This is a genomic window from Bartonella heixiaziensis, from assembly GCF_046245125.2.
GTDB lineage: Bacteria > Pseudomonadota > Alphaproteobacteria > Rhizobiales > Rhizobiaceae > Bartonella > Bartonella heixiaziensis.
In genome coordinates this window covers 1597501-1611303 of sequence record NZ_CP176404.1, presented here as the reverse complement: position 1 = coordinate 1611303, position 13803 = coordinate 1597501, and the positions used below count along the sequence as shown (strand labels likewise).

Below are 13803 nucleotides of genomic sequence, written 5' to 3'. Positions count from 1 at the left end.
AGGAAAAGAGCGTTGGTGTCATTTAATTTTATTTTTCGAAGCTTTCCCTCATGATAAAGTGGAATCTCTTTGTTCTTCTGTTTTTATGGTGATAGGTTTGGAGAATGCAAAAGTCTTTATTTTCTTTATGATGTCACAGAGGATTTCAAAACGTTCTCGAAGAAAATATTTCAACTGGATATTATCATCACTGACAAAGTCTCATTCTTTTGCTTAAAAAACTCTCTGAGATTATATTGATATTTATCAAATAGCTTGATCTTTTTAATCTCACTCTTCATCCAAAGTAAAAAAGCAGAAAGATAGTTCGTTCTTGTTGTGTTTATGTTGGTTGTGAAGTAGACAATGTGGAAGGAAGAGAGAAATCTTTTCCGATTTTGTGAAGGGTGAGGGATGCCATAAAAGCGTGGGTGCTATCGCGCAAAAATGGCGGTGGTTATTTCAACAGTGCGTATTTAGTTTGATCAGAAAATCAGTCGTATTACTTTGTATAAGATTTTACATCGATAAAGTGTTATGATAATGCCTCCTCTCTTCTTTTCATAAAGTGATAAAGTTTTCATAAAGTGATAAAGCGAACGTAAAAATTTCTAACGAGAGTTTCAAACAACAAAGAAAATAAAAACGTTAATGCTATAGAGAAAAGGAATGTTTTCATACAAGAAAATTGATAGTGTGCGGTTGCACCATGTATTGTGTGGAGTGATGCTTCACTCATTTTTGCTGTAGAAGCTTATCTTGAGAGAGTCAAAGGATACGGTCTTTATGGAAAAAAGAATCCGCGCAAGGCAAAAAGCTTATTTTAAAAAATTATATCGTAAGATCGCTTTTGTTTGCATGCTGCTCTTTTGTGCGTTGGTTTTTTGTTTTACTGTTATAAAAATTGTCACTTATTTTTCTTCCAACAAGCGCGTGCTGCCACAAGTTTCTGTTGAATTGGCTATTCCAGTCTTTGATCACCGTGTGTATTGCAAAGAAATTGCTGCTTCAGTGATGCCCAATACGAAAAAGCAAGTTTATCAGCGCTGTATTCATTTGGAAAGTGAAGCCTATTTTGCAATTCGTGAAATGTGGGACACGCTTTCCGATTCTGTAAAGAAAAAATGTATGAAAATGGTCCGTCCGGGGGATGGAAACTATTTTCTCTTACGGGATTGTGTTCTCAATGAAAAAGAGGGTGAAAAAAGTAAGGTGCGCAATCACTTTTAGGTGTTTACACGAACATTTAAGGTGAGGCAAAGTTTGATCAGAAAATATATACCAGCTCTCAAGGAATATCCATTTGGGAAGGGCTGAAAGGTTACCTCTTAATCTGTGTGAATGGAGATGTTCTCATTATGGTGCGCATCATGATCGAGACATCAATGCTGCGATCAATTAAAAAACTTGGTGGTGAGTTTCACCCGTGTCAGCCTGTGAAGAGGAAGGTTCTGTCCAACATCTCGTGACTTTGGTGAAAACAGCCTCGAAGAAGCAGAAAATCAACAGTATATTTAATCAGAAATGATGATATTTACATAAGTTTGATAAAACGGAGCATCTCATTGTGGAAAGCCTGTGCTTTTAAAGCTACGGCTTTTTTTATTGAGCTTTTTGAAAAATATCATAAAGCACTATACATGCAGGAAGAGGCAAAAGCTGAAGGTTGTTGCTTGCTTTTCATGGCTGTTGTCTTTGGAGAGTGGTGAAAAGAGCTACACAAAAGCAGACTCTTTAGACTTTTGTTCGAAAGCAAGAAAATCTTTCATTTTTCGATCTATTAGTGTTGGGCGTGATAAAAGGCGCAAAAAAAAGCAGCGTCTCTTTGTTAGCGGTGCTCTTGGCGAAATGTGCTAAACGACAGCGTTTTGCACACAATTTTTTTTTACAATGAGCATAACAAAAAGAGAAAAACGCATTATGTTATATTGGTTCATAGGTTTTTGGGGGCGTGTTGGTCGTTTTTTTCTCAAAAGCCTTTTGTGTTTTGTTTCTGTACTGAATTTGTACGCTGAGTTTATCACCAATTTGTGCTTCCGTTCCCTTGTAAATTCTGCGGAACAGAGTCAAAAATTTACAGTGATGTGGGTGGATTTAGTAAGAAGAGTGATGTGCTGATGGTTATAGTACTTGAATAATGCCCCATGTTAATCTATCTATGAATATGAAGAGTCTTGTAAAGCGTTCGTGAATTGTTACTTAGAATTTTCGTTTTTAAGGGAATTTTCGTTATTAAGGGGGTTGCTTTAGAATAGAAGAGAGGCTATGCTGCATGAGAATCTGTTTGCGCAGTGACGTGTGGGGTGCAAGTGCTTTTAAGCTTAAGTGCGTGAAGAGTGGGAAATATCAGCTTTTTTGAGATTGATGGTTTTAGAGGAAAAAGAGAAATATCTATTTTTTCTGGCAAAGTTTGTTTGTTTGCTAGGAAAGAGGCTATATATGTGCTCTTATTTTTATTCTTTTTCCACAAGATGGTTATTTTTTAGTGAAATATGGACTATTTTTAAAAAAAACACTTGGCATTTTATGTGAACCTCTCTAGGTTCCTGCTAGTTAGCAGAGAGATAGGGATTTTTGGGCTTACGGGTTCCCTGCTGTTTTTGTGATTTTCAAAAAATATATGCTTTATCAAATATCAGTAGGTATCATTATTAAAATAAAACGTCGATAGCCTGATAACCGTATTTTGAACACGATCGGCATTATGAGAAAGTAATGCTATCAAATGAAGAGTCATTTAAGACATACACACACTCCAAAAGGGATAAAGATGAGGCCACAACAAAATAGACGGGCACGCGGTCGTAATAACAACAACAATAGTAATAACAATAATAATAATCGTCGCGGCCCTAACCCGTTGTCTCGGAATTATGAAAGTAGCGGTCCGGATGTTAAGATTCGCGGAAATGCTCAGCAAATTGCCGACAAGTACATAAGCCTTGCTCGGGATGCACAAGGAGCTGGCGATCGCGTTATGTCAGAGAACTATCTACAACATGCTGAACACTACTTGCGTATTATTCTAGCAGCAGCTGGGCAAATGCCCCAACCTGTTCGGCGTGATGAGAATCGCGATGAAAACAATGAGCAAGAGTACAGCGAAACAAACGCTGAAGGTGAGAAAAAAGACACCATTAGTTGTGACATGGATGTGTCACAAACACAGTCAAATAAAAATGGGAATGGTCAACACGTACAGGCGCAAAATGGGTATGCACGTGATGATGCGTCAGAGATTAGCACTCCTCTATCGGATAAAAAAACAGACCAAGAGCAATGTGCTGCTGGAGAGAGTGCTGAACCTGTCAAAAAAGCACGTCGACCTGCACGTCGGCGCGTTGTGCGTTCCCAAGAAGAATCATCGCCTGAACTTTCACATTTAGAACTTTCTCAGTCTGTGTCAGAAACTTCCAAGAATGGGGATGCGTCAGCAGAAAAAGTTGCTTCTTTGCCCCTTTTGGGTGAAGAGATCCAGAGAAAACCGCGTCGACGTCGGGTCGTGACTTCTCCGGCAGAGGAAAATGTTTAAGCAAAAGCGATAGCTAAGTATGCTTGGAGAGACTATCCTCTGATTTGGATTCGAGAGGATGGGCGCGTTCTAGTAGCTGAGATTCTTGAGGGTTGGTTCCAAAAGTTTGATGTACGAAGACGATGTTTTTGTACTAGACGATGAGGTTTTGGGAGCGATTTTTTGGGGCGTCTTATTTTTTTTCAAAGGGCGTGATTCCAGTTTAGCGTTAGTTGGATGAAGAATGCAGAGCAAACCGCGTCGACATCGAGTGGTGGCATTCTTGCAGCAGAGGAAAATTTTTCAGCGAGAGCGATAGCCAAACACGCTTGAGGGAGGCTATCTTAACGGGGGGTGATGGTAGGTATTTCTTTCGTTGTTTTTACAGAAAGAACAGCAATAAGCGCACCAGTATGATAATTATAAACCATAAATTTTGTGTGACCGTCTGGCGTTAGAATTTTCAACACAATATTGTGTTCCGAAAGACTTTGCGAAAGGATTTGTGTTTTTTCCGGTAAGGAGAGCGTGTGGTGGGCGACTTCTGGATTTTTATTGTGAGAGGATAAGGGTGCTGTTTGTTTTTGAGCTGATCCCGTTGCAGTAATTTTGTACACAATTAAAAAGAGTACGACAAGAATAGAAATGAGCGTTATGACGATAGAAATCATCATGAGACGCATAAGCTTTTTCCTCACGCGTTCTATGGCTGGGTCTAAAGGTTGATCTTCAGACAGAGCGCTTTGTTCTGCGCGATGGCCTTGTGAAGTTTGAATCTGTTTCTTATCCATCATGCTGCACTCTTCCATTGATTGTTCTCTTAGAGTCTGATGGGTTTATGCTGTTATGGTTTTTTGTGCAAGAGGTTTATGGGGGTAGGGTGCAGATGAGGGGAGCGAGCGGGTAAAACATCTGCTTCGTGGACTGCGGATAGGTTATCATTGATGTTTTGGCTTTTTAGCAAGAAATTGCCTCGGTTTGTTACGGCCCAGATCATATTGACTTCTTGTTGCTGTAAGTTTGCGGATACCTTTGTGCATTGGGCAAAGATTTGTTGCCCATAAGCTGTAAACTTTTTGGTTGAGGGTACCATGGCTTGCTCACATGCTTGAGCTGTTGAGAAGGTTTTTACCATGGTATTGTCAGAATAACAGCTGTTAAAATCATCTGTACAAGAAACAACCAAGAGGATAAAAACAAGAGGGTTCATAAAATATTTTCCGAATAAAAGGTTGACAGCATGGAACGCAATCTGTCAGCTTTGGAGAGCGTTCTTATTGCAAAACGTTCTTAAAGTTTCTTTGTTCCAGCAGGCTTTGTTCCAGCAGGCTTTGTTCCAGCAGGCTTTGTTCCAGCAGGCTTTGTTCCAGCAGGCTTTGTTCCAGTGATTGTGTGAAGAAATTTTAAAAAAGACTGCGTTGATGCTCTTTAGTATTGGCAGAGGAGAATATTTAAACGAGAGAGTTAGGTGTAAGCGTCCTATGGGGATGATGCTACCTGATCTGGATTCGAGAGAGCAGGATTTGAGTGAGTGAGTGTATTCCAGTAGACAAGATTTTCGAGGTGTAGTGCCAAGGGTTGGTTGTGTAGAGAAAATGTCTTTGTGCTAAGCAATGGGGGGCTGGGAGTGATTTTTAGGGGGCGTGTTTTTTTTTATCGCTTTTTTAAAAAAGGGTGTCGAAATAACTATCAGGAACACAGAGGCAATAAACAATCCCTGTCTCTGTCAATTTTAAAGAAGCTGCACCATTTACAGAAACAGGAACAATCTTTTCTAAAACAGCACTGCCAAAACAGGATTTGTTCTCGCTAGAGAGAAGGGTTCCAGCTTCAAAATTTTCATTCCAAGTAATAAGGAGTTGCGTTGTTTCGTTCATTTTCGTGTGGATTTCACAACGCACACAGACGCTTCCCTTTTCTTGTGAGAGGGCACCAAAAGAAAGGGAATTGACAATGAGTTCATGAAAAGCCAAACCAATATGCAAAGCTGCATTGGGAAAGAGATAAGGATCCACACCTTCAATGGAAAAGCGTTCTGTTTCTTTTATCAAGTAGCCCGAAGTTTGTGAAAGAACTAGTTCGCGAAATTGAGCTCCACGCCAATCGGAATCGGTGATGAGATCTTGAGAATGGGAAAGAGAGTGGAGCCGTCCTTGAAATTTGCGCAAGAAAACCTGAAGTGATTCAGTATAACGTGCGGTTTGGCTCGCAATACTTTGGATGATGGCAAGAAGATTTTTAGAACGATGACTCACTTCCCGAAGAAGTATTTTTAGGACTTGCTCACGGCGGCGTAATCCTGAAATATCAACACCGGTGGTGATAATGCCGATAATGTCTCCGTTATCATTCCGGTGGCAATCAATAGAAAATTTGTACCAAAGTACTTGTTTTGTCATATCCTCAAACCGTGCTTCAATGGTTTGCATGTTGCCAGTGGCTAAAACCTGCAATTTAATTGTTTCCATATTGTCAGCAAGATCGAGCGAAAAAAAATCACTGTCACGACATCCAACCCGCCATTTACTTTGTAAATGCTGGGGCAAATTTTCAGCCCATAAATAGACTAGATTTGTTGTCTGATAGAGAACACAAATATCAGCGCCACGAATCGCTTGCATGAGAGCGCTAAGATGTGATCTATCTATCGGTGGCTTTGGGAGAGGCGTAACGATCATGATCAAGATGTTCTTCTGTTCTAGGCAGCTTTAGAAGCATTCTCTTGAAAAAATAAAGCCTGTGAAATAAGTGCCTTCACCATATCAGGATTAAAGGGTTTGGTGACTAAAAAAGTTGGTTCTGGACGCTCTCCTGTCAATAATCTTTCAGGAAAAGCGGTAATGAAGATCACCGGTATACGGTCATTCTTCAAAATGTCATTGACTGCATCAATGCCGGAACTGTTGTCAGCCAATTGAATATCAGCCAAAATGAGCCGCGGCTTTTTTTTATGATACATCACCACAGCTTCATCGCGGGTGCGCGCAATTCCTACGACCTGATGGCCCAAACTTTCTACCATTTGCTCAATATCCATGGCAATGAGAGGCTCATCCTCAATAATCATCACTTCAGTGGCAATTTGTTGAGAAATGTCAATCGATGCTTGGTTAAGAAGCTTGCGAAATTCCTTTGCATCAAGGTTCATAATTTCGCTGGCTTCTTTTTCATTAAAGCCTTCAACAGCAATCAATAAAAATGCTTGGCGTGCACGTGGGGTGAGATACGATAATTTTGCACTGGTTTTTTGTTCAACACCAAATTGTGGCAGGGGCTCGGGGATATTTGGTGTGGTTTGGTCAAAAAGATGACAAAAAAGCCAATAAGTGCCGATGCGGTCACTGGATGTTTGGGGAAAAATAGAAATGTCAGCAATAAGCGCTTCCAGCATTGCTGATACATAAGCATCGCCGGATGATTGGCTGCCCGTGACAGAGCGGGCAAAACGTCGAAGGTAGGGAAGATGCGGTGCGATGCGCGTTGATAATGACATGATTTATAACTCCTTTGACCTTTGGCAATCACTTTTTTGATTGAAATCCTCAAGAGAGGAAAAAGTTCCTCTTTCCATATGGAACTTTTTGCATACAACCATATTTACAACTATTAGGCGAAAAATTTTCTAGCTGCTACTTACAGTATATGGATTAGGGGGATAAAAAATGAACGACCGTGATGAAAAAAATCTCACCAATCATTTAACACTTGGAGATGATCTTCTCGGCGTTAATAGCCAAATAGCGCGGAAATTACGCCAGTTTTACATGGAAATTCAAGAAGAAGCGCTTCCACTACGTTTGCTGGAACTTTTGGATAGGTTGGAGCAGGCAGAGCAATTTAGCTTAAACAATGTGGAAAAGGTTTGATCCTTTATGGCAGAGGGCGTGAAAAATTTTAAACAGGAACTACTTTTGGTTCTTCCAGCTTTGCGGGCTTTTGGACTTTCTTTAAGCGGCAGACAGGATAAGGCTGAGGACTTGGTCCAAGATACCGTTATGAAAGCATGGGCTAAGCAGGACAGTTTTGAAATGGGGACTAATCTCAAAGCTTGGCTTTTTACGATTTTGCGCAATGAATTTTATAGTCAAATGCGCAAAAGAGGAAGAGAAGTTCAAGATAGCGAGGGGTTGTTTACCCAAAACATGGCTGTTCATCCTGCTCAATATGGCTCGCTTGATTTGCAAGATTTCAAGAAAGCCTTAAATATGCTTTCTGCTGATCAAAGAGAAGCCATTATTCTCATTGGAGCCTCTGGCTTTTCTTATGAAGATGCTGCTGCTATTTGTGGTTGTGCTGTTGGAACAATTAAAAGCCGTGTCAGTCGAGCCCGTAATCGCTTACAGGAACTTCTCAAGGTGGATGGTGAATCCGATTATGGTCCCGATTCTTATTCTGCTGGAAGTACATTATGTTCATTTAATGGCTAAAAAAGCATAATAATTATGGGGGATAGCCTTGTTTTTTTTATTCCCGTTATAGCTATTACAGTAAAGTTAGCATCTGAGGAAATTCAGAGTGTTTGGGCTGAACTTTGGGGAAAATAACGGAAGCTTAGGGGTAAAACATCCATCGGGCTTTATGCGTTATTCCCCTTGAGGCAGTTTTCCTTAGTGCTGAAAAATGACGATTTTCAGGTTCGCCGATGGAAATTCTATGACAACAAAGACGAATTTGCTTTCTCAAAGTCCCTCTTCTGATTCAAGCATATCAAGCTGGCGGTGGGTGGCGATTATTGTGTCTCTTGTGATGGCGCTTTTGGCATCAGTCTTTATCATGCTGCTCTCAAACGCCGTTGATCGGGAAGTTGCACAGTTGAATACAAGTTCAGAATTGCGCGAAAAGGCTGATTTGGTGCTCATTAGTTTGATCGATATGGCTGTCGCTGACCGCAGCTATGCGAAAACTCACAATGCGGAAGATAAAGCACGCTTTGAAAATGCAGCGCGTGAGATTGACGATCTTCTTGAGTATACGGCGCTTCTTGTTTATGCCCATCCGCAATGGTATGAATGGTTTACGGCTTTTAAAAAAGAGGTCGAAGCACGCAAGGACTTTATGAATGCCCATATGCTTGCCCTTGATACGCTTCCTGACCAATCTTCTCAACCTTCTCTCTCTTTGGAAGTTCCGAAGATTCAAGTGGCGCGTTTAGCTCAATTGATGACAAGCTTCATAAATGGTGATGATGTTGTGCGACAAAAACAGCGTGAGGGTATAGCGCTTATGCGTGCTGCTTTAACATTGGCGGCGATTGTTTCTGTGGTGAGTACTTTTATTTCGGCCTATTTTGTCATTAATCGTTTTCAGCGTGATGTCCGTGCCTTAAAAATGTACCAATTACTGCTTCATAGTGAAAATATAGCTTTGGAAGCGCGTGTAAAAGAACGGACGCAAGAATTGGAAAGAGCACGCAATCACGCTGAAAAAGAGCGGCAGCGTGTTGAAATGTTATTACAGGATGCAAGCCATCGTATTGGCAATTCTCTTGGCACGGTTTCTTCTTTGCTTGGGCTACAATTAAATCGGAGCAAAAATGAAGAAGTGCGTGCTGTTCTTGGCGCTGCACGAGATCGTATCCAGACAATCTCCACGGCACATCGGCGTTTGCGCTTGTGTGATGATATGGAAACAACTTTATTGGCAGAGTTTCTCAGTTCGGTGGTGCATGATGTTGAATTGGCTGTGCCTTTTGAATTGCGCGGAAACATCACCATTCACACGAGCTTTAAAGAGTGTCGCTTGTCTTCAAGAGATGCAACAACACTTGGGATTATTCTTGGTGAATTGCTGACAAATTCCTTAAAACATGCCTTTCCTGATCAGCGCTCTGGTCATATTTATATCTCATTTGGACCTCAAGAAGATGGGCAACTGATGCTGATTGTCGAAGATAATGGTGTGGGTATGAAGCACCAAACAGCAGAGCAAAAAGCAGGTCTTGGCCGTTTGGTTATCGAACAACTTTGTATGCAGTTTGGTGAAAAACCACTTTTTGAAACTTCTGCTTTAGGGGGAACAAAAGTCACAATCCCTTTACCAAAACTTAAAACAAATGGTTCAAATGATTCATCAGCTCTCTCTTAAAAGGGGATGTTAACATCCCCTCTGTTCGTCAAAGTTAAGAGCAGCAAATATCTTTACAAATTACTACAGCTTTCGAAGAATTCTGTGGGAGTGCCTATCATTCCTAAATCCTCAATCAAAGTGGGTTTTCCTGTTCTTCCATTGTAAAATTTAACATGTATATCTTTCCCTCGCACATTGATGAGGTAATAATCTCCTTTGAATAGTGCTCCCGCTGTGTATACAGGGATATTGCCGAAGACTTTATCATCTTGTGCGCGACAATAGCTCTGATAATGGGTGTGTCCAGCAAAGATTGCTTTGACATTATGAGAGGTAATGATTGATTTAAATGCCAATAGATCTTGAGCCTTTTCGGGTTTAAGAAAATGTGAAGGACCATTGGGAAAAAATGGGCGCGCATCGTGGAAGTTCATAATTGTAACTTTCCCTCTAGCGTCAGCTGCAGCTAAATCTTTTTTTAGCCAATCCAAAGAGCTCTTAACATGGATATTTGTATCACTTTGTTTTAAATGGGCTGTATAAGTTGGGTAATTGTGAAGTTGCACATAGTGAATATCTCCATAATCCCATGAGTAACCGAAACTTCCTTCTATAAAGTGAATAGATTTGTCAGAATCGCCAGTCAATTTTTCCGTGATATCTCGATTGAAATGAGGAAGATCATTGCTGTATTTTTTGATTTCTCCCATCATCCTAGAGATGGCGCTTATCGCACACGCATCGCTTGAAGAATTCATTTCTTCAGGAATCGTACACTTTCCAACATTATTAGCATAATCATGATTGCCGAGCCCTTCATAAACAGGAGCGCCAAGTTTTTTGTACATGTTTGCATAATCATCATAAGTCTTTTTACGCCCAAAATTGGTTAAGTCACCATTGACGATATGAAAAGCTGCTTTCTGTGATTTTATTGCTTTTGCGGTTTTTTCATTTTTATTAATCCAGATCGCTCTGTTTGCTTCCGAGTTCGGATCACCATAATCCAAACGCCACGGTTGCGGATCAGCCATGATGATAGCGGTATAGTTCTTTATGGAAGTTTTTTTTCTTATATTTGAAGCTATTTTTGAATCATTACGAGAGCCAATGTCTTTTTGTTGTATAATATTTCCTTTTGTTTCTCCAAATACAAAAGTTGTATAGTTAAAAATTGCTAAAGCAACAATCGTTATTGTTGTATATTTATATTTCATAAATTTACTTCCCTAATTATTATACTACAAACGTTGCTAAATATATTTAAAAACACTTTTAGATACAAATGTTTTTTACGATTTTTATTTTAATTGATGTCTGTACTCTTAGTTAAAGCTTCTCTTCCAAAGTTTTTCTCAAGATGTTTTAATAGATTTAGAAAAACTTTTGATCATATAATTTGTTATGTTGTTTATAAGACAGTTTTGGATTGTTTTTGCGCTTTATTCTTTTCCCTGTTAGCGTTTTAGCTGCTGCTGATTGCTTCAAAGTGAAAATACTGCCTTTAAAGTGATCGTGAAAGAAAGAATAAACACCAAGAATTGGAAAGAGCACGCAATCACACTGAGAAAAAACGTCAACGTGTTGAAATGTTGTTGTAGAATACTAGTCCTCGCATTGGTAATTCTCTTAGGTAGGGTGTCTTCTTTGCTCTGGCTATAATGAAATCGGAGCAAAAATGAAGAAGTGCGTTTTTGTTTAAGTGGGTCACTACAATGTGTGAGAGTTTTTGTTTGGTTCGAGTGCCGCTATGTACCACGAAAATCGTGATTTTCCGTATCGCAGAGCAGGGTTTTAAATGTGCTCATCATTAAAAACTCTTTTCAGAGCGATAGCTCTCAAAGATCTTACGACTGATCTCACCACTGGCGATGTTTTGGTTCTCCAGAGGTTCATGCACGCATTAAGCTGGCTTTCGGCTTCTTTTATTTTATCCAGCGTTGCTTTGGTGGGCAAAAACGCTGACAGGGAAAATACAGGAAACAGGGAGATCAAGTATGAAACAAAAACGTTTCATATGAATATTTCTTCTTGGTTTTTATGGGAAATTGAAAGACGCATATTCCTAAAGAATTGTATGAAATTCTTCTTCAATCATTTTGCCAACATTGGCTCTCTTTCATGTCAAGAAATCTCTTTAAGTAAAGAGTCCAACGGTGTGTGAGACTTTTGCAGGTATTTCTTTGTTTTCGCAAAAACGCAAGAGGGGACAGTGTTCTGTATTTTGATTCTTTGCATGCTTTGAAATATGTGAGGGTTGTTTAAGAAGCATCTTCTGATGGCGTTATCGGACTGTTTATCAAAGAATCAATATTGTTTTTTTCACGCAAAAATGCTTGCAGGTCTTGATTGGTTAAAGCTTTACTATCAGGTATACGAATGCGCATGGGGTCAACTTTTGTTCCATTGACGATGATTTCAAAGTGACAATGGGGACCCGTTGCAAGTCCCGTTGTTCCAACATATCCAATCACCTGTCCTTGGCGCACTTTAACACCTGGTTTGATGTCTGGTGCATAACTACTTTGGTGCGAATAACTGCTGACATATCCATTGGCATGTTGAATTTCTGTATGGTTTCCATAGCCGCCTGTTACGCCCACTTTTGTGACAACACCATCCCCAACGGCCATAATGGGAGAGCCTTTTGGTGCAATCCAATCAACGCCTGTATGCATGCGAACATACCCTAAAATAGGGTGTTTACGCGGTCCAAAGGGGGAGCCAAAAATGCCATTTGGAAGGGGCTTGCGGAGTAAAAAAGGTTTTGAGCTTTTCCCTTCTGAATCATAATAATCCACAGTTCCGTCTTTTGATTGATAACGATAATATTTATAGGTTGTATTGCCAAAAGTCGCGCTAATATAACGAATTTCAGGATCGGCATTTTGGGTTGGTTGTCTTGCTTTCTGGCTCTTTTTGCCGTTTTTTCCTGTATTATTTTGTTGTGGCACGGCATAAAATATTTCGAGTTGATCGGTTGGTGTGATACGGCTTTTCATATCAATATTGGTTGCAAGCAGACGAATAAGGCGCTGAGAGAGAGATTTTGACATATTATGGCTGAGTACAGCATTATAGATGGCGTCATAAGCCGTTGGTAATTGTGCTGTATTGACAAGAGAATGGGGAATACCATTTCGGAAAGCAGTTTTCAGTGCGTGTGACATTTCTGGTTCTGCACTTTCAACAAATTGGTCGTTATCATTGAGGGCAATGGTAAGAACATGATACATGCCTTGATAGATGCTTGCCCGCACAAGATGATCTTCTTCTCCAGGTTGAGTTACAATTCCAATGCGTAAAAGACTTCCCTCTTTGAGGGTATCCGAATGGTTCAATATGGCTAAAGTTTTTGCAACCTGTTCAATTTGTTCTTTTGTGTATTCGGTTTCTTTAAGAGCATCGACTATTTTTTGTTTTTTATGAATGGGAATAATATCCTCAGCATAATTTTTGCTGAGATCAATTCGGTGATTTTGAGCGGAAACAGTGACATTTTCTTGAACAATACGGACTTCTGGAGCATCTTTAAATTGTGAGGTGGAGGATGAGTCGTCTAATTTCAACGGATCGATCAGTGTAAGAAGTGAGAGGTCTTCCTTGTTTTTTTCCAAAGAAAATCCAGCTTTTTGTAATTCTTGTTGTGCTTCATCACTCGTCAAGGCATCTGCGCCATCAAAGTTTACGTCATCGATCATAAAATTATAATTACGCAGAATCATTTTTGTTTCCACTTTTGCTCCGTAAATTTGTCCGGAAGCTTGTGGTGTGGCAGCTTGATTTTTTGAATCAACAGCAAAAATATTCAAGGCATCGAATTTAGGATAGTTGTATTGCTTTGGGCGCTCTTCAGCTAAAGCCATTCGGATCCATTCAAAGTTCTGAGTCTGAATGACTTGTTCATCCCCCTTTTTTTGTAAAATTGATAACTCAAATTGGCGTTTGCTGTCGAAGCTTTGTCGTGCACGCGTGGGAGAAATACGGTCACCTTTATATCCATTGGCGTTAGGATCTTGTGATTCTGATAGGTTTTCTTGCGTAAACCACTGTGGCGGTGTTACTAAGCGCTGTTGTCCATCTAAAGCAGCAAAAAGCGCAATACCCATAAGAATACAGGAAGTGATTCCGGTAAGGACTGTCCCTGTAAGCCAACGCACTGAAACCTGTCGACGGGCAGGAAGAAAGCGTTTAACCACAAGAGCGGGGTCCTGTCCGGGATCATTTTTCTGATGTTGGTTATCCCA

At 40.1% G+C, this 13803-nt stretch carries 12 protein-coding genes and 1 pseudogene (1 of these 13 only partly in view); 7 read left to right on the top strand and 6 right to left on the bottom strand.

The window, feature by feature from the left end; translation table 11 throughout:
• Positions 1-765 precede the first annotated feature (765 nt).
• The 3 genes from ACKC4Y_RS06980 (at position 766) to ACKC4Y_RS06970 (ending at position 3511) form a co-directional block, all read left to right on the top strand.
• On the top strand, positions 766-1209 hold the full coding sequence (locus ACKC4Y_RS06980) for a hypothetical protein (RefSeq protein WP_409361045.1): 444 nt from the start codon (positions 766-768) through the stop codon (positions 1207-1209).
• Positions 1210-1282: 73 nt separating this feature from the next.
• A complete protein-coding gene (locus tag ACKC4Y_RS06975) occupies positions 1283-1381 on the top strand; it encodes a zinc ribbon domain-containing protein (RefSeq protein ID WP_434735287.1) in 99 nt (32 codons plus the stop codon).
• Between the two features lie 1368 nt (positions 1382-2749).
• Positions 2750-3511 carry a DUF4167 domain-containing protein gene (locus ACKC4Y_RS06970; protein WP_409361044.1) on the top strand — a complete coding sequence of 254 codons (762 nt, stop codon included), beginning with the start codon at positions 2750-2752 and terminating at the stop codon, positions 3509-3511.
• A 323-nt stretch (positions 3512-3834) separates the two neighbouring features.
• On the opposite strand, the gene ACKC4Y_RS06965 is transcribed toward ACKC4Y_RS06970, so the two are convergent.
• The 4 genes from ACKC4Y_RS06965 to ACKC4Y_RS06950 form a co-directional block, all read right to left on the bottom strand.
• The gene (locus tag ACKC4Y_RS06965; protein ID WP_409361043.1) at positions 3835-4284 is read right to left on the bottom strand and encodes a hypothetical protein; all 450 of its coding nucleotides are present in this window, start codon (positions 4282-4284) and stop codon (positions 3835-3837) included.
• Between the two features lie 50 nt (positions 4285-4334).
• Entirely contained in the window at positions 4335-4700 is a 366-nt protein-coding gene (locus ACKC4Y_RS06960; RefSeq protein WP_409361042.1) for a hypothetical protein, read from the bottom strand.
• Between the two features lie 454 nt (positions 4701-5154).
• The gene (locus ACKC4Y_RS06955; protein ID WP_409361041.1) at positions 5155-6168 is read right to left on the bottom strand and encodes a sensor histidine kinase; all 1014 of its coding nucleotides are present in this window, start codon (positions 6166-6168) and stop codon (positions 5155-5157) included.
• A 20-nt stretch (positions 6169-6188) separates the two neighbouring features.
• Positions 6189-6983, bottom strand: coding sequence for a response regulator (locus ACKC4Y_RS06950; protein WP_409361040.1), 795 nt, complete (start codon positions 6981-6983; stop codon positions 6189-6191).
• Positions 6984-7152: 169 nt separating this feature from the next.
• Here ACKC4Y_RS06950 and ACKC4Y_RS06945 point away from each other — a divergent pair, with 169 nt between their 5' ends.
• The 3 genes from ACKC4Y_RS06945 to ACKC4Y_RS06935 all read left to right on the top strand — a co-directional run bounded on the left by ACKC4Y_RS06945 (position 7153) and on the right by ACKC4Y_RS06935 (position 9574).
• Positions 7153-7356 (top strand): NepR family anti-sigma factor, encoded by a 204-nt coding sequence (locus tag ACKC4Y_RS06945; protein ID WP_409361039.1) that lies wholly within the window; start codon positions 7153-7155, stop codon positions 7354-7356.
• A 6-nt stretch (positions 7357-7362) separates the two neighbouring features.
• Positions 7363-7917 (top strand): RNA polymerase sigma factor, encoded by a 555-nt coding sequence (locus ACKC4Y_RS06940; protein ID WP_409361038.1) that lies wholly within the window; start codon positions 7363-7365, stop codon positions 7915-7917.
• 226 nt (positions 7918-8143) lie between these two features.
• Positions 8144-9574: a sensor histidine kinase gene (locus ACKC4Y_RS06935; RefSeq protein ID WP_409361037.1), complete on the top strand. Its 1431-nt coding sequence runs from the start codon at positions 8144-8146 to the stop codon at positions 9572-9574.
• A 53-nt stretch (positions 9575-9627) separates the two neighbouring features.
• Here the strand turns inward: ACKC4Y_RS06935 and ACKC4Y_RS06930 are convergent, their stop codons facing one another.
• Entirely contained in the window at positions 9628-10773 is a 1146-nt protein-coding gene (locus ACKC4Y_RS06930; RefSeq protein ID WP_409361036.1) for a metallophosphoesterase, read from the bottom strand.
• Between the two features lie 262 nt (positions 10774-11035).
• Between ACKC4Y_RS06930 and ACKC4Y_RS06925 the strand changes: the two are divergent.
• Positions 11036-11215, top strand: a pseudogene (locus ACKC4Y_RS06925) (sensor histidine kinase); the annotation flags it as partial.
• A 602-nt stretch (positions 11216-11817) separates the two neighbouring features.
• On the opposite strand, the gene ACKC4Y_RS06920 reads toward ACKC4Y_RS06925, so the two are convergent.
• Positions 11818-13803, bottom strand: partial view of a M23 family metallopeptidase gene (locus ACKC4Y_RS06920; protein ID WP_409361035.1) — the 3' portion only. 3 nt of this gene lie beyond the right edge of the window; only the last 1986 of its 1989 coding nucleotides appear in the window; its start codon lies beyond the right edge, outside the window; the stop codon is at positions 11818-11820.

Excerpts from the sequence above, each read along its gene's own strand:
- ACKC4Y_RS06980 (WP_409361045.1), top strand. The coding sequence starts at position 766 with ATGGAAAAAAGAATCCGCGCAAGGCAAAAAGCTTATTTTAAAAAATTA.
- ACKC4Y_RS06970 (WP_409361044.1), top strand. The coding sequence starts at position 2,750 with ATGAGGCCACAACAAAATAGACGGGCACGCGGTCGTAATAACAACAAC.
- ACKC4Y_RS06965 (WP_409361043.1), bottom strand. The coding sequence starts at position 4,284 with ATGATGGATAAGAAACAGATTCAAACTTCACAAGGCCATCGCGCAGAA.
- ACKC4Y_RS06960 (WP_409361042.1), bottom strand. The coding sequence starts at position 4,700 with ATGAACCCTCTTGTTTTTATCCTCTTGGTTGTTTCTTGTACAGATGAT.
- ACKC4Y_RS06955 (WP_409361041.1), bottom strand. The coding sequence starts at position 6,168 with ATGATCGTTACGCCTCTCCCAAAGCCACCGATAGATAGATCACATCTT.
- ACKC4Y_RS06950 (WP_409361040.1), bottom strand. The coding sequence starts at position 6,983 with ATGTCATTATCAACGCGCATCGCACCGCATCTTCCCTACCTTCGACGT.
- ACKC4Y_RS06945 (WP_409361039.1), top strand. The coding sequence starts at position 7,153 with ATGAACGACCGTGATGAAAAAAATCTCACCAATCATTTAACACTTGGA.
- ACKC4Y_RS06940 (WP_409361038.1), top strand. The coding sequence starts at position 7,363 with ATGGCAGAGGGCGTGAAAAATTTTAAACAGGAACTACTTTTGGTTCTT.
- ACKC4Y_RS06935 (WP_409361037.1), top strand. The coding sequence starts at position 8,144 with ATGACAACAAAGACGAATTTGCTTTCTCAAAGTCCCTCTTCTGATTCA.
- ACKC4Y_RS06930 (WP_409361036.1), bottom strand. The coding sequence starts at position 10,773 with ATGAAATATAAATATACAACAATAACGATTGTTGCTTTAGCAATTTTT.